We start from the raw sequence: 23,559 nt of genomic DNA, 5'->3' as shown, positions 1-23,559 counted from the left end.
TTCAAGCCGACCGCTTCAGCAGCTCTTTCTCGATGTTGGGAAACTTGGTAAACATTTTGGCGAGCAAGGTCACGCTCAGGTCTTTGGGCTCGTTGCTTTCGCATTGAATGATCTCGGCCTTGGTCGCACGTGGTGTCGGTGCAAACACTTTGGAAACCACGGTAGGCGAGCCTTTCAGGCCGGTTTTGGTCGGGTCTTCAATCCCGGCAGCGTCTTTATTCCAGATTTTGACCGGATAACGGGCAGCACGGAACATATTGGCCATGGTGGCAAAACGCATTTCGTTATTGCCTTCGAGCACGGTAATCAGGCTGGGGATTTTGGTTTTGAGCACCTGCACGCCGCCTTCAGAACGGCGCTCGACCACGATTTCCTGTCTGTCAGTATCCAGCGAACGGATTTTTGAAACATAGGTGAGCAACTGCATCTCCAGCCGTTTTGCGACGCCGGGGCCGACTTGCGCAGTATCGCCATCAATGGTTTGCTTGCCGGTAAACACCAAATCAACAGGAATATCTTTGCTGATCTGCTGGATGGCCGCAGCCAGCGCATAGCTGGTAGCCAAGGTGTCAGACCCGGCAAAAATACGGTCGGTCACCAGTACGGCGTCATCTGCACCATAAGAAATCGCCTTGCGCAGCGCCGCCTCGGCCATCGGTGGCCCCATGGTGAGCACGGTCACGCGCGCACCATATTCATCTTTCAGCCGCAACGCTTCTTCCAGCGCGTACAAATCATACGGGTTCACAATGGTCGGCACGCCCTGCCGCATAATGGTGTTGGTCACCGGATGCACCCGTATTTGCGCGCTGTCTGGCACCTGTTTGATACAAACCACAATATGCATAACGCTTCCTTCCTCTGCTATCGGGGCACTCGCTTGCGCCCTGTTATATAGGCTATTGCAACAACCATGCCACGCCGTTAAAAAATATTTTTTATATATTATTCAGTGACTTATAAATAAATATCACTACCATACAATTTGTCGCAAAGCCGACAAATCAGGCACGCTGTGAGGGCAATGTCTGGCGCAAACTGTTGAGATTGAAGGTTTTACTGCCGTCAGCCTCCTGGAATACCTTGAACACTTTTTCGGTAGCGGCATTGGAGTGTACGAAGTCCTCATAGGCGGTTTGCAGCAAGCGCTGGTAAGCAGCCAGTTGCACGCTTTCCGGTTGGGATGAATCTACCTGTTCACGCGCCAGATATTGTTGAAAGCGCTTGAGGATATGCAGGCGGTTGACGTGTACCACCTGTGGGTCATACGCCACACCAAGAAACTCAAAAAACTCTTCGGCAGCGGAAAAGGTCTGCATACGGGATAACAAGGCACTCATCAGGGTTCTCCAAACATAAAAAGGAAATGCAGGCTCAGGAATCGAAACGTTTGCGTGCACGCGCCTCGGCGACGCTGTGCTGTATCAAGGCTTCGGAAGCGGCTTGCTGGTTGTCACGCATCGCCGCTAGGGTATGCTCCAGTTGATCAATACGGTCTAGCAAAGCTGTGACCGCTTTGCCCACCGGGTCCGGCATCAGATGGTGGTCGAGGTCTATGCCCTGCTGTGGCTGGCGTCTGGCGTTGTCAGGCAGCACCACGCGACCGGGGATACCGACCACCGTCATCCTGGCCGGAATATCATGGATGACCACCGAGTTGGCGCCTACCCTGGCCTGTGCGCCCACCACCACCGGCCCAAGGATTTTGGCACCAGCGCCGACCATGACGCCGTCACATAACGTTGGATGCCGCTTGCCCGGATTCCACGACACACCACCCAGCGTCACGCCGTGATACAGGGTGACATCGTTGCCAACCACCGCAGTTTCGCCGATAACAACACCACAGCCATGGTCGATAAAAAAGCGGCGGCCGATGCTGGCGCCAGGGTGGATATCAATCTGTGTCAGCATGCGCGTGACATAACTCAGCCAGCGCGCAGCAAACCGCCAGCCATGCCGCCACAAGCCATGCGAGATACGGTGCAGCAAGGTAGCGTGCAAGCCGGGATAGGTCAGCAACACTTCCAGCCGGTTGCGTGCAGCCGGATCACGCTCAAACACGCAGGCGAGGTCTTCGCGCAACAGGGCTAGCAAGCCAGACTGCACTGGCGAATTTACATGCATGACAGTCTCCCCGGTGTGGTCTGGCCTTCGAGATAAAACAGTTTGAGCTCATCACTGGCCGGGCTGCGCTTGGTGTTCACTGCAAACTGGCGTATGCGTTGCAGCAGCCATTCGGTTTCGTGATGTTGCACGCGTATACCCAGCTGCGCATAGACATGGCGTACACTGTGGCTACCGGAATGCTTGCCCAGCACCAGATGCCGTTCTCGCCCGACTGCAGCCGGGTCAAAGCCTTCGTAGGTGGCCGGGTCTTTGAGCAGGCCATCGACATGCATGCCGGACTCATGGGTAAACACCGCCGCACCGACGATGCTTTTATTGAGCGCCACGGCCCGCCCCGACGCCTGCGCCACCAGCTGCGAAATCTCTGGAAAGGCATGCATGTCCAGCCCCACATCCAGCCCGTGGATGCGCCACAGAGCGGTCACCACTTCTTCCAGCGGCGTATTGCCCGCCCGCTCACCCAGGCCATTGACCGTGGTGTTGACATGGCTGGCCCCGGCACGAATTGCCGCCAATGCATTGGCAGTGGCCAGGCCGAGGTCGTCATGCGCATGCATTTCGATGTCCAGCGAAGTGACCGCACGCAAAGCCGCAATGCGCTCATACGTGGTAAACGGATCAAGGACGCCCAGGGTATCGGCATAACGAAAGCGGCAAGCGCCCGCCGTCTTGGCCACCGCTACCACCTGCTGCAAAAACTGCGGGTCGGCGCGTGAAGCATCTTCACCGCCCACTGACACCTGCAAGCCCTCTTGACACGCCTGCGAGACCACCTGCGCCACCTGCTGCAACACCCACGCCCGGTCACGCCGCAATTTGCGCTCAATATGCAAATCCGATACCGGCAAGGACAAATTCACATGACGCACCCCGGTGCGCAAACATGCCAGCAAATCGCCCTCGGTCATACGCCCCCAAACCATTAGCCTGGTCGGCAATTGCAACGCCGCAATTGCGCGTATATCGGCAATTTCCGCCTCGCCCATGGCCGGGATGCCCACCTCCAGCTCTGGCACCCCAATCTCCGCCAGCGCCAAAGCAATTCGCAATTTTTCCTCACGGCTAAACGCCACCCCTGCCGTCTGTTCTCCATCACGCAAGGTGGTATCGTTGATGACTGGCTTGCTTTGTCGCATCGTGACATCTCCGAATGTATTACAGTTGAAATAGCACAGGCTGTGCCAACATCCGAGAATCCAATATATTTATTTATAATCAACAAGTTAAAAGATTACTAGAGGATAATTTCGATTGTAAGGTTTACGACAAAGAGGAATGTTATGTGACGAGCGTCCGGGTCAATATCCATTGCCTGGTATGCCAGCTGGCGAGATTAAATGAAGTACAAGACGCTTAAATGTTCGTACTCCTGCAATCACCATTGACATGACTTAGCCACTAGCAGTATTTCATGTGAAAAGGGAGTGAGTAACGCATCAGGAAGGAACTCAAAACACGCGCGTTTAACGCTTTAAGATAGCGATCTTTTAAACAAACCATAGCGCGTACCGTATGCTATAGCACCCTACAGAATCTGTAATACTGACAAATAAAAGTAAAGTATGCTTTACTTTATTTACGGACAAGCTTAAACTTTTTGCTATGAATATTCAAACAATAGGATCAATTATTAAACACGAGCGCGTAGCATGTGGCCTCAGTCAAAAGGCACTTGCTGAAGCTGCACATCTATCAAGAGTAACAATTGTGAATCTTGAAAACGGCAAGGTGGGCGACATTGGCGCTGTGAAGTTATCTGAGTTGGCGGATATTGTTGGCAAGCCACTATTTTCAACGGGTAAACCGATGAACTTTGTACAGATGTTACTTGGCAGCGTTAACACGAGTTACAAAAACACCATGACTCAGGATGAATTGGAAGCCGTCATGCTGAAAGGTGAAGTGCCAAAGGGCTATGAAGGTCAGCTGTTTCATTTAATTGAAGAGGCCTCAATTGCCTTGTTGACCGGCGCAGTGAAACAGCTGGCAATGCAACAGCAGGCTAACCCAAAACATCTTTGGAAAAACCTTGCTAAATTGGCAATGGCAATAGAATCACCCAAGCCATTTTGGCAGGCGATCAATGGCTAACCCGTTACAGTTCCCTGCTGGTGTTTGGCAAAGCTTGCTCAGGCAAGCTTTTAGCCTCATAGATGCAGTGGCAAAGGATGACGTTGAACTGCCACGTTGGAGCCTCGGCGGTGGCACGGTGTTGATGTTTCACTATGCACACCGTTTATCTAAAGATATTGATATTTTTGTGCCAGACCCTCAATTTTTGGGGTTCATCAATCCGCGCTTAGGTGGAAAAGGCGAAGAAATTACCCAGCAATACACCGACGGCTCTGAATACCTCAAGCTTTATCTGCCAGAAGGTGAAATTGACTTTGTAGCATCATCCCCCCTAACCTCAACCCCTTTTGAGAGTCATGAAGTTTTAGGGAGAGAAGTATTATTGGAAACGCCTGTAGAGATCGTAGCTAAAAAATTATGGCATCGAGGCGATAGAGTAACGCCGCGAGACTTATTGGATTTGGCTGTGGTGATTGATCATGCGTATGATGCAATTTTGCAAAACAGAATGATATTCACAAAAAATCTGGAAGCCTTTATCCATCAATGTGAAACAAGAAAATCTATTTTAGCGCCAGTCTATGCAGCAATTGAAAGACTCGATTGCGATTTAACCTATGATGACTGCTTGGAAAGAGTTAAAAGGCTACAGCGTGATTTAAAGTAATTGTTGATGCTGTTAAACAAAGCTACGGGGTACCGCAGGCGGGTAAGCCCTTCGCCCATGGCAAGAATCCCCACCTCTAGCTCAGGGACACCTAATTCGGCCAACACCAACGCAATCTGCAGTTTCTGGCTAGGGCTAAAGACGGCATCGGGAGTCTGTGCTCCATAACGTGATGGTTGTATCGTTGATAATTGGCTTGCTTTGTCACATCGTGACATCTCCGAATGTATTAACTTGGAATAGCACAGGCTTTGCCAAGGCAAAAAATCTTATATCCTCATTAATAAACAATCGCCTATATAAATATTGGGGTTTTTAAGCCTGTAGACCTTGCGACAAAGATGATATTTTTGTCATTACTCTATGCTTCAAAAAGAGCATTATTGAAACTACGAAAAAACACTAATCTTCCTATTCAAAATTACAAAAAAATAATTGTGTGTCATAGAGGTTTGATACTCTATAACGGCCAATTTTTTAATGCGTAATCCTAAAGGCAAGATTGAATCTTAAGGAAACAGTTATGAGTGAAAACATCAAGATTGCCGGCAATTACACGATTAGTGATTGGAAAAAGCTATCAAACGAGCTTAGCAAGAATTTAGAAAATGTAGATCTCTGGGAAAAGGCATTTGATTTCTTTAAAAAGCGTCTAGAAACACGTTACCTAAACCCGATCAGGTACATTGAAGAAAATGGCAATTCAGTGGGTGAAGGATTTGCAGTTGTGACAATCATCTGCTCAACAATTGAAGCGTTGGAATCATTCTATCAAGGAAAGAGTTATCGTAAGGGTTCAACTGAACACCCTCTTGATCAAAATACAGAATATTTCAAAAGCCAGCCGATTTTTGAAAGCTTTTTACAGAATCGAGAGCCATTTAAAAGTTACTTTTCTGATAAAGGTTTAGCCACCAATTTTTATGAAAATGTACGCTGCGGCATTCTTCATGAAGCTGCAACACGCGGTGGTTGGAAAATCAAAACTTGTTCGAGCAAACTTATTGAGCGACACGATAACTATTGGATTCTAAATAGGAAATTACTCGTTCAAGCCATTGAAGACTATTTAAAGTCTTACAAAACAGAACTATTCTCTTCTCAAGATTTAAAAAAAGCATTTATACGTAAATTCGATGCAATATGTGAAAGTGCCTAACATGAAATTTTTTATCGCAATGTTTTTTAAGTAAAAAACCTCCCATGAAGGAGGTTAAAGGACTCACAGTGGTCATTATGCTGGGAAAAAACCACTGCATTTCGGCCATTGCTGGAGCGAACATGCGTCGCACCGGGCTTAATCTAGCCCGGTAGAGCGTACCCGCCTGCGGTACGCCTCCTATCACAAGCTAACCAACCCTCATATCTAAACCACATGCTCTCGCGCACAACAAAGCGCCTGACGGCTTAGGCAGTTTCTAACTATTCTCAAATAAAAAAAGCCCCCCAACCGGGAGGCTTAAACACTCAACAATCGATCATTGCAAAGTGGGGGAAGAGACAGGACTACATTGCTACCGGGCCAGACATCGAACCGCCCTACCCGGTACGCATTCAATCACAGGCTAGCGGATAATATCGAAGCTGTAATCTGTCGTGGCAATGCCGTTAGTGCTGATGTCCATCTGGTCAAAGATCTTGTCCAGGATAGTGACCAGCACGTTGAGTGCACCTTGATAACCCCATACCGGATAGCGGTGTTTATGGTGGCGGTCAAAAATCGGGAAACCCAACCGGATCAGCGGGATGCCGGTGTCGCGGTCCAGGTATTTACCGTAGGTGTTGCCGATCAGGAAATCGACAGGCTCGGTAAATAACAGGGAGCGCATGTGCCACAGGTCTTTCTTCGGATAGACCTTGCAGTTTTTACCAAATGGGCTTGCATCAAACAGGGTTTGTACCTTGGCCGCCCAGGCATCGTCACCATTGGTGGAGAGTACCGTGGTTGGCTCAGCACCCAACTCCAGCAGGAAGCCGGTCAGGCCCAGCATGAGGTCAGGGTCACCATACAGGGCAAATTTCTTGCCGTGGATATGAGCAATCGAGTCGGCAATGGCATCCACCAGACGGCCACGCTCTTTGGTCAGGCTGGCCGGAATTGGTTTACCGGAGAGCTTGGAGATCGCCATCAGGAATTCGTCTGTGCCCTTTACTCCGACGGGGTGATGCAGCTTGACCACCTCCTGGCCTTTGCTCTGGATATACTCGGCAGTTTTTTCGGCGCAGATGGACTGCATGACGATGGTGCCTTTGGCATGAATGGCGTTGGCAGTGTCTTCCAGTGTGGTGCCGCCATCATACATGCGGAACTCGCCATCGGTCGGCGTATCCCAGGCGTCGGACGGATCGCACAGCATGGTTGGGGTGATGCCAAACTCGTTGAACATGCGTTTCACTTCACGGTTGTTGCCGACCACATAGCCGTCAAACCCGCCGATAAAGTTGATGCTGTCATTAGGCTTGCGCTCCAGCGCAGGCACGGTACCGGCTTTGCCATCCCAGAAGTAGTTGAGGATGCCTTTGAGCGCGTTATCGTAGCCGGTGATATGGCTGCCGACAAACGCTGGCGTGTGGGCAAACGGCACATCGTAGTCAGCCGGGATGGAGCCTTTTTCGCGTGAGGTCTTGATAAAGGCATTCAGGTCATCGCCAATCACCTCGGCCATGCAGGTGGTAGAAACCGCAATCATTTTTGGTTTGTACAAACTATACGAGTTGGCCAAACCATCAATCATATTGTTCAAACCACCAAATACCGCCGCATCTTCCGTCATGGAAGAGGACACGCAGGAAGTCGGCTCTTTAAAGTGACGGCTGAAGTGCGAGCGGTAGTATGCCACGCAGCCTTGTGAGCCGTGCACAAAGGGCAATGTCCCTTCAAAACCATTCGCAGCAAATACGGCCCCGAGTGGCTGGCATGCTTTTGCCGGGTTCACGGTCAACGCTTCGCGGGCAAAGTTTTTCTCTTTGTACTCTTGCGTTTTGGCGTATTCGACCTGCTTTTTCACTTCATCGGCAGGCACGGCAAATTCAAAATTCTTTTTCTTGTTGGCGAACATTTCCGTATATTCTGGTTCGCGAAACAGTTCAAAATGGTCTAAAACCTTATCAGCATTCTGGCTCATGTTCAGTTCTCCTCTTAAGCCGCTTGTTGCCATGGCGCTTTGGTCAAGCCCCATACCGGGTTGTTAATCGCCATGTCCATGTCACGGGCAAAAATCGCAAAGCCGTCATAGCCGTGGTAAGGGCCGGAATAATCCCAGCTGTGCATTTGACGGAAAGGCACGCCCATTTTCTGGAACACGTATTTTTCCTTGATGCCGGAACCGACCAGATCTGGTTGCACGGCCTCCACAAACTTCTCAAACTCGTAGCCGGTCACATCGTCATAGATTAGGGTGCCATCCTTAACGTAGTGGGTGGTACGCTGATAGTCATCGTTGTGGCCAAACTCGTAGCCGGTACCCACTACTTCCATGCCCAAATCCTCATAGGCACCAATCACGTGACGGGGGCGCAGGCCACCGACAAACAGCATGACTTTTTTGCCTTGCAGGCGTGGTTTGTACTTGGCAATCACGGCATCGGTCAGTGCCTTGTATTTGGCAATGACCTGCTCTGTTTTCTCCTTGATACTGTCATCAAAGAAGCTGGCAATCTTGCGCAGGGATTCTTCGATTTTGGACGGGCCAAAAAAGTTGTACTCTACCCATGGAATCCCGTACTTCTCTTCCATGTGGCGGCTGATGTAGTTCATCGAGCGGTAGCAGTGCAGGATGTTGAGCTTGGCCTTGGGCGTGTTTTCCAGCTCGGCAATCGAGCCGTCACCGGACCATTGGGCGATCACGCGCAGGCCCATTTCTTCGAGCAGGATGCGGCTGGACCAGGCATCGCCACCGATGTTGTAGTCACCAATAATGGCCACGTCATAAGGGCTGGACTCGAATTTGTTTTTGTCAGGGTCGGTTTTGTCAAACACAAAGTCGCGCACGGCGTCGTTGGCAATGTGGTGACCCAGCGATTGCGACACGCCACGGAAGCCTTCGCAACGTACAGGCACAATCACCTTGCCTTCGTACTCTTTGGCTTTTTTCTTGGACACGGCTTCGATGTCGTCGCCAATCAGACCAATCGGGCACTCGGACTGCACGGTAATCCCCTTGTTGAGGGGGAACAATACCTGAATTTCGTCAATGATTTTTTCCAGTTTTTTGTCACCGCCAAACACGATGTCTTTTTCCTGGAAGTCGGAGGTAAACTGCATGGTGCCGAAGGTGTCGATACCGGTGGTACCGATGTAGTAGTTACGGCGTGACGCCCAGGAATACTGGCCGCAACCGACCGGGCCATGCGAGATATGCACCATGTCTTTAATCGGGCCCCATACCACGCCTTTGGAACCGGCGTAGGCACAACCACGGATGGTCATTACCCCTGGCAGCGATTTGATGTTGGATTTCACATCACACTCGGATTTGCCTTCTTCATACACATTCAAATGTTTTGCACGTTTTTTGGCGGACTTTTCAGGATAGGCTTTTAACACCTCCTGAATCAGCTCTGCGCCGTTGACATTTACTTCAGCAGTCGCACTCATCGTTGTCTCCTATGTTCGACTAAAAACCAGTGATAAAAAGAAACTTTTCAAAAATTGTTGAAATTGCCCGGAAGTAACCTCCTCAACTTTTGAAACCGTCTCTGGAGGGGTTGGCAAGGGGCAAAGCCCCCTGCCAAAGACTGATTAAGCTGCAGTCGCCGCTTTACCAATCAGTGTTTCATCCTCTTTCTTCATGATGCCGAAATCCATCAACAGGTCTTCCAGCTCATCCATGGTGATCGGGGTTGGGATGGTACCGTTACCGGCGTTGGCGTGAACTTTCTGCGCCAGTTGACGATATTCCTCAGCTTGCTTGGAGTCCGGGGCGTATTCCAGCACGGTCATACGACGCAACTCGGCGTGCTGCACCACGTTGTCACGTGGCACAAAGTGGATCAGCTTGGTACCCAGTTTGCCTGCCAGGGCTTCTGCCAGTTCCAGTTCCTTGTCAGTCTGGCGTTCGTTACATACCAGGCCACCCAGACGCACACCGCCGGAGTTGGCGTATTTCAGAATACCTTTAGAAATATTGTTGGCGGCATACATCGCCATCATTTCGCCGGACATGACGATGTAGATTTCCTGTGCCTTGTTTTCACGGATCGGCATGGCGAAACCACCGCACACCACGTCACCCAATACGTCGTAGGACACATAATCCACGCCGTCATAGGCGCCGTTTTCCTCGAGGAAGTTGATCGAAGTAATCACACCGCGACCAGCACAACCCACGCCAGGTTCTGGACCACCGGATTCCACGCAACGGATGTCGCGGTAACCGATTTTCATCACATCTTCGATTTCCAGATCCTCGACAGAACCCGCTTCTGCCGCCAGGGACAATACGGTGTCCTGTGCTTTTGCGTGCAGAATCAGGCGGGTAGAGTCGGCTTTAGGGTCGCAACCGACGATGAGGATTTTCTGACCCATTTCGGCCAACGCAGCCAGCGTGTTTTGAGAAGTGGTGGACTTGCCGATGCCACCTTTGCCATAAAATGCAATTTGACGTAATGCAGCCATAATGAAGCTCCTTAGGTTTAAATGAAAAATTCGTCGCTATACGCAGCCATCTTCCGATTCCGAATCGCAACCTAATCACTTTTCTTATCAGGCGATGGAGGGTGTCGGCCATGTAGCCTGTCTATGGCAAGTAGCGTGCCAACAGAAAAAATAAAAGTTAAGTGTTTGATTTATATTTATATTTTTACAAAAACGCAGACGACATTTCCTTAAATACTTTCTGTCGCAAACACGACAAAAGCGGCGCCCAGCGTGCGGTATGAAACAAACCTTTCTGCATACGGTCAGCCGCCTTTCAATGCGTTGCTTCATGCATCAACTGGCCGCCAAGCCTCATCCAGGCTTGATCCTTGCCTTCTGCAGATCAATTGGCATAGCTGTTGGTATAACACTTGCTGAATCAGGACTATCTGTCAGTTCCCAGAGAGGTCAGGATGCATCAGCCATTACCCCCCATTAATCCGGCGCTGGATACCAGCCGCCACAAACCGGTCGCGCAAATTCAAGGCAATCCGCACTTTGCACAAATCGGTGGAGAAGCGGTCATTAGCCGTCTGGTCGACCGCTTTTATGTGCATATGAACACGGCACCGGAAGCTGCCGCAATCCGCGCCATGCATGCGGCAGACCTGTCTGAAACCAAGGCGGTGCTGGTGCAGTTTCTGATCGAATGGCTGGGTGGCCCCAAGGAGTACAGCCGTGAACGCGGCCACCCCCGCCTGCGCCAGCGACATGCCATGTTTGGTATCGGCGAGGCAGAAAGAGATGCCTGGATGTTATGCATGCGGCGTGCCCTGCTGGAAGTGGTGACAGATGCCACGTTAAGGGCACAGCTCGATCAGGCTTTTTTTAAAACGGCAGACTTTATTCGTAACCAGCCAGCGTAACCCCTGGCCTCATTTATTTAGGAGAACCTTGCAATGACCACCATGGAAAGCACCATTTTCGGCAAACTCAATGCCGCCAACCGTTTGCAAAATCCGGTATTTAAAGACGCCACCAAAGTGCCTGGACGTTTTGGCTTTCGTGGCGAACTCGCCATCAAGTTTGCGCCGCAACTGGCCGATGAAGCACGCCCGCCAGAAATCACCTGCGACCAGGTCATGGCCTATGCGCAGGAGGGCGAAAACGGCATGCCTTTTTTTACCGGCTACCTGTTGTCATTTGGTTATCTGGATTTACTCGTCGATGCACTCAAAGACGTGCTGCTCCCGGAAGGCAAATATATCGTCTTCTGCAACAATATTGACCTGTTGAAAAAGTACACGGTCAAGATGAACGGCAGCACTTTCTACATCCTGCCCATTGATGAAGCCACGGTATATAACGAGCTACTGGAACTGTTGCGCCTGGAAAAAAATGACCTAAAAAAACTGGATACTGGCGCCAAGCTGGATGCCGTTATTGCCAAAGCGATGAGCTTCAGTGCCAACTTCCCTGAAATCAGCTATGAGGAAGGCTTGAAGCTGATGGGGCCAGTACGCAACCCCAACGAAAACCGCCCGGTTTAAGGCTACATCTCGCTGGCATGCAGGCGGAAGAAAGCCCGCAAGACTGGTACAGCACCAACCTGGTCGGTCTTCCGGCCGGATTGCTGGGCTCGGTCGCGTTTAACCGTCACCCGCAGCCCCTGCATATTGCCGGAGCACGCGAGACCCACAGCGGGCTGTTTCGTTTGCTGCACGCCAGCCACAACGCCGAAGAAGCCGCCGACAGGTTTGCCCACTATATGGCCATCGCCTTTGATTTGCAGCGACCAGCCACAGCACAAGGCCCGCGCCGTTTCAGACCCAGCTACCTCAAATTGCTGGAGGGCTGGGGCTTTGATGCCAACAGCCCGCAGGGGGCGGTGCTCAAGGGCTGGGTGGAAAGTCGTTTTGGCCTCACGCCCAGCTTCCACCGCGCACCGCTGAGGCATTTCCCCTCCCCGGCCTGGGTCACCTATCTGGAAGAGAAGTTTTGCAGCCGCTTTCATAACTACAGCATCCATATGCAGCTTGATTTGTTATACGAGTATTGCCAGTTTGTGATTGCACGTTTTGGCTTGCCGACCTCGCACCCCACCCTGACCTTGTGGCGCGGCGTGAACCTCAACGAAGAACCGACCCTGGGGCAACAGGGGCTGCATGCCGGGCTGTGCAGGCTGCGTCTTAACAATCTGGTCTCGTTTACCCGCAACCGCGAGCGCGCCGACGAGTTTGGTGACTGGATATTGCAAGTGGAAGTGCCGCTGGTCAAACTGTTACTGTTTCCCGGCTTGCTGCAACACAGCCCACTGGGCGGCGAGGAAGAAGTCATCGCGCTGGGTGGCGAATACGAGGTCATGGCCCGCTATGCCTGACCTCATGCAACGTGCGCTGGGCGCTTATCTGGGCATGGCCGTTGGCGATGCGCTGGGCGCGCCAGTGGAGTTTATGACTGCCAGAGAGATCGCCGCCCGCGGTGAACACCGTGACATGACAGGCGGTGGCTGGCTCAAGCTCAAACCCGGTCAGATTACCGACGACACCGAAATGTCGCTGTGTCTGGGCCGCGCCTGGCTAAGCCACAATGGCTGGCATGCCGAAACCGCCGCACGCATGTTTGTTGACTGGCTGAAAAACCAGCCGATTGATGTGGGCAATACCTGCCGACGCGGCATCCGCCGCTATTTGCTGGAAGGCAGCGTACAAGGCCCGCCTTCCGAAGCTGATGGCGGCAATGGTGCGGCCATGCGCATGGCACCCATTGCCATCGCCACCTATCACCTACCAGACCAGTTTGAAAAAATCACGCTGGCACAAGCGCACCTTACTCATCACCACCCATTGTCCGATGCCGCCTGCCTGACGCTGTGCAGCATGGTGCATGCACTGTTCAATGGCCAGGGTGGTGCGGCCTGCCGCTTGCTGGCGGCAGCACTGGTCAAACAGTACCCGGCATTCAAATTCGACCCCTATCCGGGCCGGGCCAGCGGCTATATTGTTGACACGATGCAAACCGTGCTGCATTTTTTTCTCAACACTGACAATTTTGAAGACTGCCTGATTGGCACCGTCAACCAGGGTGAAGATGCCGACACTACCGGCGCCATTGTTGGCATGCTCGCGGGTGCCCGCTATGGCAGTCAGGCCATCCCCGAACGTTGGCTGCAGGCCCTGCCGCTGGCCATCCGCCAGGAAATCGAACAACAAGTCTATGCACTCTTGCCAAGAATCCCCAATGAACAAGATTCTGTTTGATGAAAACCCGGCTACAGGACACAAGATAATTGCCAAAAACCTGTTGAACGAGCCCTGGACACATAAACGCCTAATGGAATACGTTGATCAACGGCCAGTGTGCGCCTGGTTTAATCCGGCTGCACTTGATAGCGACACTGTAGTGGTTATGTTTTACGCGGAGTCGCTACTGACGGCCACTGATAGAAATGGCTAGCATTGATATCAGCACACTGTCGGTATAGCTGGATCAAGTCCGCTAACGCCGAGAGTCACAGGCTTGCCACTGGCATAAGTCCTTCTAGCTTTCGCTGAAACAGCATACCAAGCCAGCCTGACTTTTTGATACTAAATCTTCGACAGACTTTGCATGCTTAAACAGTCATCTGAGAGACTTAATTACCTTAACTCAATGGCAATGATTACAAACAATTAAGTCAGTCGGAAATGGTTTTGTAACTCATTGATTTCTTTGTACTATAAAATTAGGAAAACCAATTCAGAATCTGTCGGATTTTTTCCTCATATGTAAGTTAAATATGACCTTTCTGTTATCAGTGTTTGAGCCAAACATCAGATATCTATTCTCCCATAATCTTGTTGAACAGCACTTTTTATAAAATTTGAGAAGGCTCTAACCTTTGAAGATAAATAACGATTTGCCGGATAGATAATTGAAAATTGTCTGGATCGTCCAGAATATTGCTCAAGAACCTCCATAAGCCGCCCCTTCTTTACTTCATCCTGTGCCAAAAAGTGATAAGTCTGGACTAATCCTCCTCCAGCAAGGGACCAGCTTACACAAGCATTTGCATCTTCATAAACACGCAAATGGCTATCGTTAACAACCTCAATATCCTGACCATTCAAATCTTTCAAAATCCATGGCATGGGTCTTCCAGTCGTGGGGAGGATGAATTGAATGCAGTCATGACTTTGCAAATCTTCCAGAGACTTGGGAACGCCATTCTTACTTAGATATTCCGGTGAAGCAAAAATACCTAATGCGGCATTCTCAATTTTTTGAGCAATCAATTGAGAATCAGGTAGTACGCCAACCCGAATGGCCAGGTCACACCCTTCAGCAATAAAGTCAACAACCTTGTTGGAAACACTAATCTCTAATTGAATATGCGGATACAGGGTTCTAAATGCAGGTAATAATGGAAAGAGCCTATGGTGCGCATAAATGCTACCAACGCTGATTCTCAGTGGCCCTGTTGGAGTCTTCTGTTGTCCCGAAACAGTCAATTCTGCCTCAGCAATCTGATCCAATGCAAGACGGCATTGTTGCCAGAAATGCTGCCCCTCATTGGTTAATCTTACGTTTCTGGTTGTTCTGACAAATAGCTGAACACCTAGTCTTTTTTCTAATCGGCTTATAGACCGACTCACTGAAGCTGGGGTGAGGCCGAGTTGCTCGGCGGCACTGGTAAAGTTGCCCAATTCAGCGGCCTTGCAAAACTGTTCGATACTGCCAAGTTTTACTGGATCAAAATTACTCATATATGTTCACTCATGTAATGAATGTAATTACTTTTAGCCAGTATATTAACTATTAATACTTAATTAAAGTATCAACTCCAATATTTATATCAAAGAGAACAAATAAATGACCAACGACATTATTTGGCCCGAAGCTTATCTTCCAGGCAATACAGATAACTATGTATCAAACGAAATGATTGTCCCGAATTTAAACCTGCAGTCAGTCTGGCATCAATTGAATCATCCATTGTTGTGGCCAGACTACTACAGCAATGCATCAGACATTGTCTTTTACAATAATTCAGGCCCTGAGTTGAAATTAGGATCCAGGTTTAGATTTACAACGTTTGGATTTTTAGTAGAGGCTGAAGTGGTCGAACACGTCGCACCCTCAGCAGGCTCTCCCGCACGCATCGCATGGCATGGATGGGTTGAAGGTGATGCAACACAAAGATTAGATGTACACCACGCTTGGCTCTTCGAAGAGTTATCAGGTAATCGCCTGAGATTACTGACGGAAGAGACACAAAATGGGCAACCTGCTATTGAGTTAGCAGACACGAGACCTAATCCGATGCTGAACGCGCACCAAGCCTGGTTAGACGGTTTAATAGGGAGTGCCCAATCAATCTAAGGGGCTCAATACGAAAACCAATGTATCTAAACCAATACATCAAAATGTTTGTTGAGCTGCAAACGCCAGAGTAATAATAGCTATTGCCAACTTTAATAGTAAAAACCTAAGTTTTAACTAATGTTGATATTGGCTTGCCCTGGCTTCAGTCGGATATGACGAAATGAATCAATTTTCAAAACAAAAATGTACACTCGGTTTCATGCTAAAAGCGCTGTTTTTATTCATAGTCACATGGTCTCAGGCTATTAAAGCCGGAAACAGTGAGCCCGGCCAAGATCAACTTAAATTCAATCCACTTAAATTTGAAATACGGGAAGTTGTTTGGCAAGATACAACAGTCAAAATACGTGCTTACGAGAATATTGTGTACGTGAATAATCCGTCAGATCCATCTAGCCAGCGCATGAATGTATATATTCCTGAGGCCTATTTTCTCAATCAAAACATCAACGGCTTCAACGCAACCACCGCCCCCATTTTTTTACCAAATCAGGTTGGTGGCTATATGCCCAGCCAACCTTTGTTCCTGAATAAAAAGAATGAAACGCATGCGCTGCCTCAGCCTTCAGAGGCTACAGTTAAGCAAGCATTAGCCAGAGGATTTATCGTCGCTAGCCCGGGCACAAGAGGGAGGACTTCTCAGAACTCTCAAGGTAAATATATTGGAAAAGCACCCGCAACCATTGTTGATTTGAAAGCCGCTGTACGCTACTTGAGATTTAATGATGCGTTGATGCCTGGAGATGCAGAAAAAATAATTTCTAACGGTACAAGTGCTGGTGGCGCGTTATCTGCGCTTCTAGGGGCCAGTGGGAACAGTGATGACTTTAGTGGTGAACTTAAGGAAATTTCCTCTGCACCCGTTCGTGATGATATTTTTGCAGTCTCAGCTTATTGTCCTATTACAGATTTAGAACATGCAGATGCAGCTTATGAATGGCAGTTTGACGGCATTTATGATTTCAAGAAAATTGATATTTCTATGCTCGACTACAAAATTCAGCGCAAAGAAATTTCTGGCAGCATGACACATAAACAAATCGCAACTTCAAATGCTCTCAAAACTTTATTTCCAGCTTATTTGAACAGTTTAAAACTCAAATCCAGCACTGGCCAAGCATTGACGCTTGACGAACGGGGCAACGGAAGTTTCAAAGAATATATAAAACAACTTGTTGTGCTCTCCGCTCAAAAAGCAGCCCAAAATGGACTGAATATTCAACAATATCCATGGCTTGAAATAGATGATAATAAGGTGAAAGCGATTAACTTTGACCAATACTTGCATCAACTAGGACGGCAAAAAATAGCACCAGCGTTTGACGGACTCAATCTGGAAAATGGTGAGAATCAACTATTCGGCGATGAGCATACCGATAAACGGCATTTTACCGATTTTTCGGCAATCAACGATATTTCTAATTTAAACGGTAGAGTGAATCAGCAAATCGTCAACATGACCAATCCGCTGCATTACATAGGCAATCCAAGTGCAGATAATGCGCGTTTTTGGAGAGTTAGACATGGCACTAAAGACAAGGATACTTCCCTCGCAGTGCCCACCATCCTTGCTTTAACGCTAGAAAAGCATGACATCCCTGTTGACTACGAACTGGTCTGGGATAGACCTCACAGCGGTGATTATGATTTGAATGAATTGTTTGATTGGATGGAGTCAATTACAAAAAATGACTCAATTTAAGAGGTATATCAACTGTTGCAAGAGTTAATCACTGAAAGTGGATTTGAACTCTAGCGCTTCAATCTCTTCAATTCATATAGATATAAAACAAAAAAACCTGCCACATTGGTGGCAGGTTTTTTATTAGTTAATGTTCAACAGACTTAATTATCTCAAGTAAACCGATTAGAGATCACTAATCTCCAGACACCGCTGGAATTTTGTGGATGCTCAAATCTGCACCATCAAACTCTTCTTCCGGGTCTAGCCGTAGCCCAACCAGTTTTCTCAGCAAGCCATAGACCAGCAAACCGCCCAGCAAGGCAATGACCACGCCAACCAGCGTGCCTAACAATTGACTCATCAGGCTCACGCCACCCAGCCCACCCACAGCGGTGCTGCCAAAAATACCGGCAGCAATGCCACCCCAGGCGCCACACAAACCATGCAGTGGCCACACACCTAAAACATCATCAATCTTGAGGCGGTTTTGCGTCAGCGTAAATGCCCAGACAAACAAGGCCCCTGCTACTGAGCCGGTGACGAGCGCACCCAGTGGATGCATGACATCCGAGCCGGCACAGACTGCCACCAGTCCAGCCAAGGGACCGTTGTGGACAAAACCGGGGTCATTTTTACCCAGTACCAATGCCGCCAATGTTCCGCCGACCAGCGCCATTAGCGAGTTAACGGCCACCAGCCCAGAAATGCCTTGTATGGCTTGTGCGGACATGACGTTAAAGCCAAACCAGCCTACGGTTAATATCCATGCACCTAAGGCAAGAAACGGAATATTGGAAGGCGGATAAGCATGCAATTTACCGTCTTTGGTATACCGCCCATTGCGCGCGCCTAACAACAGCACCGCCGCCAGGGCGATCCAGCCCCCCATGGCATGTACGACGACCGAGCCGGCAAAATCATGGAAGTTGGCGCCAAAACTGGCCTTGAGCCAATCCTGAAAACCAAAATGACCGTTCCAGGCAATGCCCTCAAAAAAGGGATAGATAAAGCCGACGATCAAAAAGGTTGCTGCCAATTGCGGGTTGAATTTGGCGCGCTCGGCAATGCCGCCAGAAATAATGGCAGGAATCGCGGCGGCAAAGGTGAGCAAGAAGAAGAACTTGACCAGACCGTAACCGTTTTGCACGGTCAGTGTTTCGGCACCATTGAAAAAGTGGATGCCATAAGCAATACCATAGCCAATAAAAAAATAGGCAATAGTAGACACACAAAAATCCACCATAATTTTAACCAGGGCATTCACCTGATTTTTTTGACGTACTGTGCCGACCTCCAAAAAGGCAAAACCGGCATGCATTGCCAAGACCATGATGGCCCCCAGCAATACAAACAGGACGTCATTAGCTGTCACTAATGATTCCATTTCGCTCTCCGAATTCAATAATTATTGATTGGCGTTTTGTTTGAAAGACACGCCTTTTTAAAATGCGCAGGTTTCAAGCAAATATCAGGCCATTTTTAAGTGATTGATTTTAAAAGGAGTGGAGTTTGGGCACCAGCAAAAACGCCCCAAAATAACTCAATCAAAAGTGCATTGCACATTATTGGTGCAAATTAGGGCATATTTAAACAAAAGTACTTAAAGATGCTCAAATGCTGATGAATGAGGCATGCCATGCGAACTCATCGAGAGTTTGCGTCAACAAAACACGGATAAAGCGGTGGATAACCGTATCGTCGTATGCCAATACGGAGGAGGGACAGACTTATATGATCTCGACCGGTTGCAATTGCTTGAGCATTTCGACCGCCTCAGGATGCGCAGACCAGAAATAGTAAAATTCACGCACCGCGTTTAAAAATAGGTGACGGGTATTTTTGAGATTAAATAGCGGCAGGGTTGCGTCAGCGGTGATGCGGTAGGCGTTTTTTTCTGTGAGTGGTGCTTCACGCAAGCGCAACAACATGAGCTTTGCCATGCGCGTACGCAGTTCAATATCCATCTCCTGCTTGTGCTCCATGGATTTGAGCGCTTTGACGTAGCCGTTAAGCGGCCATAATTCTGCTGTTTCAAACTTCTCGGACTGCAACGCCGGCCAAACGGACTGCAAATCAATCACCGCCGGCTGCCAACCGATAGGATGTAATTCAAAGCCGACAGTATCGGCATATTGCATGACGGCTTTCACATCGCCACGCCAAAAAGGATAAAACTCGCGGATAATGGTCAGGATTTCTGGCCAGCGCTGGGCTTCCTTGTCGGCCAGACAATCGTCCACCGCTTGCCGGTAGACCGTGCTGCTGCATTCCTGGTCTTTTAATAGCGGCGTTAACTCAGCCAGCACCGCGTCGCGCTGTGCCATGATGGCAGCATCAGCGCCCTTGCTGTGCAATAAATTATAATAAGCTTGAATCGCATCTGCTTCGCGGCTTGAATTCATCGTTAACAACACTAAATAAGAATGAAATGAATATGAAACGGATTATTGGTCATCATACACTGAAAAAGATAATCGTCTTAAAGGAGAACAACGATGGCTGAATGGGCCTTATTAGCCATTTTGATGGCGGGCGCATGGTATTGGATGGATACGATTTCGAAACGTGAGATCGCGCTCAAGATTGGCCGCCAGTTGGCTGAGCGCTGCCATCTGCAGTTTCTGGATGAAACCGTGGCTTGCGCCCGCGTCGGTTTTGCCAGGGACGGCAATGGTCGCATGCAGTTACAACGCACGTATACCTTTGACGTCTCCAGCCAGGGCATTGAGCGCATGGCCTGTCATCTGCAATTGCGGGGCGGCCAATTGGTAGCCTGGCATATTCCGCCTTACGTCACCCAGTAAAACGTCATGGTGGTTGGCCGCTTTGCCCCTTCGCCTACCGGCCCCTTGCATTTTGGCTCACTGGTCGCCGCCGTCGCCAGTTACTGCGATGCTAAAAGCCAGGGCGGCCGCTGGCTGCTGCGTATAGAAGATGTAGACACCACCCGCCGCGTCGCCGGCGCCAGCGCAGACATGATTCGCACCCTGCAGCATTATGGCTTTGTTTGGGATGAGGAAATCGTCTACCAAAGTGAACGCACCGAGCACTATGAGCAGGCCCTGGCGCAGTTACGCCACCGGGGCCTGGCATACCCTTGCACCTGCTCGCGTAAGGAGATTGCCGACAGCTCGACACAACTGGGCATTGAAGGTGCCATTTACCCTGGCACTTGCCTGCAACATCCCATAAAACCAGACACACCTGCTGCCTGGCGCTTGAAAACGCCTGCCATCGGTATCGGCTTTGCGGATAGAGTTGTCGGCTGGCAGCAACATGCCATGGCCAGTGACATCGGTGACTTTGTGATCAAGCGTGCCGATGGTCTGTTCAGCTACCAGTTAGCCGTTGTCGTTGATGATGCCCTGCAAGGCGTGACCCATGTGGTGCGCGGTGCAGACCTGCTGCAATCCACCACGCGGCAGATCTATCTGCAACAGTGCTTGGGCTATGCCACCCCAGCATATGCCCATATCCCGCTGGTATTGAACTACCAAGGGCAAAAACTCAGCAAACAAACCCTGGCAACCGCTTTGCCGCTGGACAATATCCTGGCCACGCTCGTTGCCGCCTTCAACTTTCTACCCTATTTACCGCAACCGGTTCCCAATTTTTCAAACTTGCCTGCGCTGTGGCAATGGGCGACGGCCCATTGGCAACTCGGCCAGCTTGCTAGCGACTAGTACTCACGCTTACCCCGTGATTTGCTGACAAAACTTACAAAATTTATTGATAACCATTATCAACTAAGTTAATATTCGCGACAATCATTGAGAGGATATTAATTTTATGACGATCAAAAATACCCAAGAAAATCCGTTCAGACCTCGTCCAACGCTGCTCTCGATCGGGCTGTTTTTTAGTAGCGCAATGCTATCCATGACCGCGTTAGGCGCCAGTGAGCGCGAAACCGTCGAGTTACAAGAAGTTGAAGTCAAGGCAGAGAAAAAGAGTGACACCAAACCGGTCAAGGGTTACAACGCAAAACGCTCCACCTCCGCGACCAGAACCGATACCGAGCTGGTCAACGTACCGCAAGCCATTACCGTGATTACGCGCGACTTTATGCAAGACCAGTCCATGCAAAGCATCGCTGATGCCGTGCGCTATGTGCCTGGTGTGCAAGCGGCACAAGGTGAAGGTAACCGTGACCAGCTTGTATTACGTGGCAACCAGACTACGGGTGACTTATTTGTAGATGGCCTGCGCGACGACATTCAGACTTACCGCGACTTATATAACACTGACCGTATCGAAGTGCTTAAAGGCCCTAACGGCATGATTTTTGGCCGCGGCGGCGCAGGCGGTGTCGTGAACCGCGTCAGCAAAAAAGCCGGCTGGGATCCCGTCAGAGACCTCAGCGTGAGCTATGGCAGTTTCGATCACCGCCGGATCACCGCGGATTATGGTCAGGGGTTGTCCGAGGAATTAGCATTCAGACTCAATGCGGTGTATGAAAACTCCAACTCTTACCGTGATGGCGTGGAATTAAAACGCTATGGCATGACACCGACCTTTACGATCAAGCCGGGGGATAAAACCGAGATTGTTTTAAGTGCCGAATACTTTAAAGACGAACGCACTGCGGATAGAGGCATACCGTCTTTTATCGGTGGGGACAACAGCAACCTGAATAATCGTCCTTATCGCATCAAGGATTATGACAAGTTTTTTGGTAACGCAAAATTAAGCCCGACCGAAACAGAAACTGTCGCCTTTAATGCTGCCATCAGCCATGCCTTTGATAACGGCGTGCAGGTCAAAAACAGTACCCGTTTGGCCTACTACGATAAGTATTATCAAAACGTTTATGCAAATAGCAGTGTGACAACCGCCAATACCCTGCAATTAGGCGCTTATCGAGATGAGACAAAACGTGAGAACCTGATTAACCAAACTGATATTACCTATACAGCCAAAACTGGAAATGTAGAACATAAGTTGCTGGCTGGGACAGAGCTTGCTGCACAAGATACGACAAATAAGCGACTCACTCAGGGAACGAGTGAAAACTTAACTGGCAGCGTCTCGGCCGATAACCCTACAGTTTCCAATGTAGCCTTTAATGCAACCAGCCGCAATCAGAAAAGTGACTTTACCGTTGCCGCCATATACTTGCAGGATCAAATCGTTTTCAACCCCAAATGGCAGGCAGTCCTGGGCTTAAGACATGATCATTTGGAAACAAATTACACCGACTTGCGAACAGGTAACTTTGCCAATATCAATGTCACAAATAATCTGCTTTCACCGCGAGCCGGGCTGATTTACAAACCTACGTCGGATAGCTCGCTATATGCAAGCTACAGCACCTCATATGTGCCGCGCGCTGGGGATCAGTTGATTGGTCTTACCGTGAGCACTCAAAGCTTCAAGCCTGAAAAATTCATTAATAAAGAAGTCGGCGCGAAATGGGATATCAACCCCAATCTGGCATTGACTGCCGCCATTTTTCAACTTGAAAGAGAAAATGTTTTGGCCGCAGACCCTACAAATACAGGTAACTCTATTCTGCTTGACGGCCAGGAAACCAAAGGTCTGGAAGTTGGCCTGAGCGGCAAGGTGACTGACCAATGGCAGGTCATGGGCGCATTCACGTTGCAAGAAGGCGAAATCACCAAACAGCAAGGCGCAGGCAACAGTGCGATCCTGGCTGGTAGCAATCTGGCAATGACACCTACCCGCACCTTCTCATTGTGGAATAAATACCAGATCAATGACATGTGGGCCGTCGCGTTGGGCATGGTCAGCCGCTCGGAAATGTATGCGGCCACCCCAACGGCGAGCCAAAGCACCCTACTGCCTGGCTACACGCGTTTTGATGCGGCGATTTTTGCCAAGTTGAGCCCGCAGTGGGATGCGCAAATCAATATCGAGAACCTGACTAACAAAGACTATGCCCTGTTTGCGCACAACAACAATAACATTACACCCGGTGCGCCTTTAAACGCCCGTGCGACCTTGAGCTATCATTTCTGATCTAGCATGCATGTGATTTTAGCCCGCCACTGTGCGGGCTTTTTTATTGCGGGTGTCAGCGACGCCAAGCTTCAATGTTAAAAT

General features: G+C 49.5%; 22 protein-coding genes. 12 read left to right on the top strand and 10 right to left on the bottom strand.

Going from position 1 to position 23,559, the window contains the following annotated elements:
• Position 1: 1 nt before the first annotated feature.
• The 4 genes from AACH41_RS04150 to nifV form a co-directional block, all read right to left on the bottom strand.
• Positions 2–847: an electron transfer flavoprotein subunit beta/FixA family protein gene (locus AACH41_RS04150; RefSeq protein ID WP_338656917.1), complete on the bottom strand. Its 846-nt coding sequence runs from the start codon at positions 845–847 to the stop codon at positions 2–4.
• Positions 848–1,004: 157 nt separating this feature from the next.
• Entirely contained in the window at positions 1,005–1,340 is a 336-nt protein-coding gene (locus tag AACH41_RS04145) for a nitrogenase-stabilizing/protective protein NifW (protein ID WP_338656915.1), read from the bottom strand.
• A gap of 34 nt (positions 1,341–1,374) precedes the next feature.
• A complete protein-coding gene (gene cysE, locus AACH41_RS04140) occupies positions 1,375–2,127 on the bottom strand; it encodes a serine O-acetyltransferase (RefSeq protein ID WP_194747307.1) in 753 nt (250 codons plus the stop codon).
• Positions 2,118–3,266 (bottom strand): homocitrate synthase, encoded by a 1,149-nt coding sequence (gene nifV, locus AACH41_RS04135; protein WP_338656913.1) that lies wholly within the window; start codon positions 3,264–3,266, stop codon positions 2,118–2,120. Before nifV ends, cysE begins: the two co-directional genes overlap by 10 nt.
• A gap of 466 nt (positions 3,267–3,732) precedes the next feature.
• Here nifV and AACH41_RS04130 point away from each other — a divergent pair, with 466 nt between their 5' ends.
• The 3 genes from AACH41_RS04130 (at position 3,733) to AACH41_RS04120 (ending at position 6,029) form a co-directional block, all read left to right on the top strand.
• Positions 3,733–4,221: a helix-turn-helix transcriptional regulator gene (locus AACH41_RS04130; RefSeq protein WP_338656911.1), complete on the top strand. Its 489-nt coding sequence runs from the start codon at positions 3,733–3,735 to the stop codon at positions 4,219–4,221.
• Positions 4,214–4,870 carry a nucleotidyl transferase AbiEii/AbiGii toxin family protein gene (locus AACH41_RS04125; RefSeq protein ID WP_338656909.1) on the top strand — a complete coding sequence of 219 codons (657 nt, stop codon included), beginning with the start codon at positions 4,214–4,216 and terminating at the stop codon, positions 4,868–4,870. The genes AACH41_RS04130 and AACH41_RS04125 overlap by 8 nt, the downstream gene beginning before the upstream one ends.
• A 523-nt stretch (positions 4,871–5,393) precedes the next feature.
• Positions 5,394–6,029, top strand: coding sequence for a hypothetical protein (locus tag AACH41_RS04120; RefSeq protein WP_338656907.1), 636 nt, complete (start codon positions 5,394–5,396; stop codon positions 6,027–6,029).
• A gap of 406 nt (positions 6,030–6,435) precedes the next feature.
• Here AACH41_RS04120 and nifK read toward each other — a convergent pair whose 3' ends face one another.
• The 3 genes from nifK to nifH form a co-directional block, all read right to left on the bottom strand.
• Positions 6,436–7,995: a nitrogenase molybdenum-iron protein subunit beta gene (gene nifK / locus AACH41_RS04115; protein ID WP_338656905.1), complete on the bottom strand. Its 1,560-nt coding sequence runs from the start codon at positions 7,993–7,995 to the stop codon at positions 6,436–6,438.
• A gap of 14 nt (positions 7,996–8,009) precedes the next feature.
• The gene (gene nifD / locus AACH41_RS04110; protein WP_338656904.1) at positions 8,010–9,467 is read right to left on the bottom strand and encodes a nitrogenase molybdenum-iron protein alpha chain; all 1,458 of its coding nucleotides are present in this window, start codon (positions 9,465–9,467) and stop codon (positions 8,010–8,012) included.
• Between the two features lie 144 nt (positions 9,468–9,611).
• On the bottom strand, positions 9,612–10,487 hold the full coding sequence (gene nifH / locus AACH41_RS04105) for a nitrogenase iron protein (RefSeq protein ID WP_228518672.1): 876 nt from the start codon (positions 10,485–10,487) through the stop codon (positions 9,612–9,614).
• Between the two features lie 434 nt (positions 10,488–10,921).
• On the opposite strand from nifH, the gene AACH41_RS04100 reads away from it, so the two are divergent.
• The 4 genes from AACH41_RS04100 to draG are packed head-to-tail and all read left to right on the top strand — an operon-like array spanning position 10,922 to position 13,708.
• Positions 10,922–11,374: a group II truncated hemoglobin gene (locus AACH41_RS04100; RefSeq protein ID WP_194747315.1), complete on the top strand. Its 453-nt coding sequence runs from the start codon at positions 10,922–10,924 to the stop codon at positions 11,372–11,374.
• Positions 11,375–11,407: 33 nt separating this feature from the next.
• On the top strand, positions 11,408–11,998 hold the full coding sequence (locus AACH41_RS04095) for a hypothetical protein (RefSeq protein WP_194747316.1): 591 nt from the start codon (positions 11,408–11,410) through the stop codon (positions 11,996–11,998).
• 17 nt (positions 11,999–12,015) lie between these two features.
• Entirely contained in the window at positions 12,016–12,828 is an 813-nt protein-coding gene (locus AACH41_RS04090) for an NAD(+)--dinitrogen-reductase ADP-D-ribosyltransferase (RefSeq protein WP_338656900.1), read from the top strand.
• Between the two features lie 4 nt (positions 12,829–12,832).
• Positions 12,833–13,708 carry an ADP-ribosyl-[dinitrogen reductase] hydrolase gene (draG, locus tag AACH41_RS04085; RefSeq protein ID WP_338656898.1) on the top strand — a complete coding sequence of 292 codons (876 nt, stop codon included), beginning with the start codon at positions 12,833–12,835 and terminating at the stop codon, positions 13,706–13,708.
• 552 nt (positions 13,709–14,260) lie between these two features.
• Here the strand turns inward: draG and AACH41_RS04080 are convergent.
• Positions 14,261–15,193 carry a LysR family transcriptional regulator gene (locus tag AACH41_RS04080; protein WP_338656897.1) on the bottom strand — a complete coding sequence of 311 codons (933 nt, stop codon included), beginning with the start codon at positions 15,191–15,193 and terminating at the stop codon, positions 14,261–14,263.
• Between the two features lie 106 nt (positions 15,194–15,299).
• On the opposite strand from AACH41_RS04080, the gene AACH41_RS04075 reads away from it, so the two are divergent.
• Both AACH41_RS04075 and AACH41_RS04070 read left to right on the top strand, forming a co-directional pair.
• Positions 15,300–15,809 carry an SRPBCC domain-containing protein gene (locus AACH41_RS04075; RefSeq protein ID WP_338656896.1) on the top strand — a complete coding sequence of 170 codons (510 nt, stop codon included), beginning with the start codon at positions 15,300–15,302 and terminating at the stop codon, positions 15,807–15,809.
• A 163-nt stretch (positions 15,810–15,972) separates the two neighbouring features.
• Entirely contained in the window at positions 15,973–17,514 is a 1,542-nt protein-coding gene (locus tag AACH41_RS04070) for a subtype B tannase (protein ID WP_338656895.1), read from the top strand.
• 175 nt (positions 17,515–17,689) lie between these two features.
• On the opposite strand, the gene AACH41_RS04065 is transcribed toward AACH41_RS04070, so the two are convergent.
• Together AACH41_RS04065 and AACH41_RS04060 are read right to left on the bottom strand one after the other, a co-directional pair.
• Complete coding sequence (locus tag AACH41_RS04065) at positions 17,690–18,880, bottom strand: ammonium transporter (protein ID WP_338656893.1); 1,191 nt, start codon at positions 18,878–18,880, stop codon at positions 17,690–17,692.
• A gap of 343 nt (positions 18,881–19,223) precedes the next feature.
• On the bottom strand, positions 19,224–19,820 hold the full coding sequence (locus AACH41_RS04060; protein WP_338656891.1) for a hypothetical protein: 597 nt from the start codon (positions 19,818–19,820) through the stop codon (positions 19,224–19,226).
• Positions 19,821–19,991: 171 nt separating this feature from the next.
• Here AACH41_RS04060 and AACH41_RS04055 point away from each other — a divergent pair, with 171 nt between their 5' ends.
• The 3 genes from AACH41_RS04055 (at position 19,992) to AACH41_RS04045 (ending at position 23,475) form a co-directional block, all read left to right on the top strand.
• Positions 19,992–20,300 carry a DUF3301 domain-containing protein gene (locus AACH41_RS04055; protein WP_194747322.1) on the top strand — a complete coding sequence of 103 codons (309 nt, stop codon included), beginning with the start codon at positions 19,992–19,994 and terminating at the stop codon, positions 20,298–20,300.
• 6 nt (positions 20,301–20,306) lie between these two features.
• A complete protein-coding gene (gene gluQRS, locus AACH41_RS04050; protein ID WP_338656889.1) occupies positions 20,307–21,179 on the top strand; it encodes a tRNA glutamyl-Q(34) synthetase GluQRS in 873 nt (290 codons plus the stop codon).
• Positions 21,180–21,285: 106 nt separating this feature from the next.
• Positions 21,286–23,475, top strand: a complete 2,190-nt coding sequence (locus tag AACH41_RS04045; RefSeq protein ID WP_338656888.1) for a TonB-dependent siderophore receptor — start codon at positions 21,286–21,288, stop codon at positions 23,473–23,475.
• Positions 23,476–23,559 lie beyond the last annotated feature (84 nt).

It is taken from the genome of Methylophilus sp. DW102 (genome assembly GCF_037076555.1).
Lineage (GTDB): Bacteria > Pseudomonadota > Gammaproteobacteria > Burkholderiales > Methylophilaceae > Methylophilus > Methylophilus glucosoxydans.
This window is presented reverse-complemented; position numbering and strand designations above follow the sequence as displayed.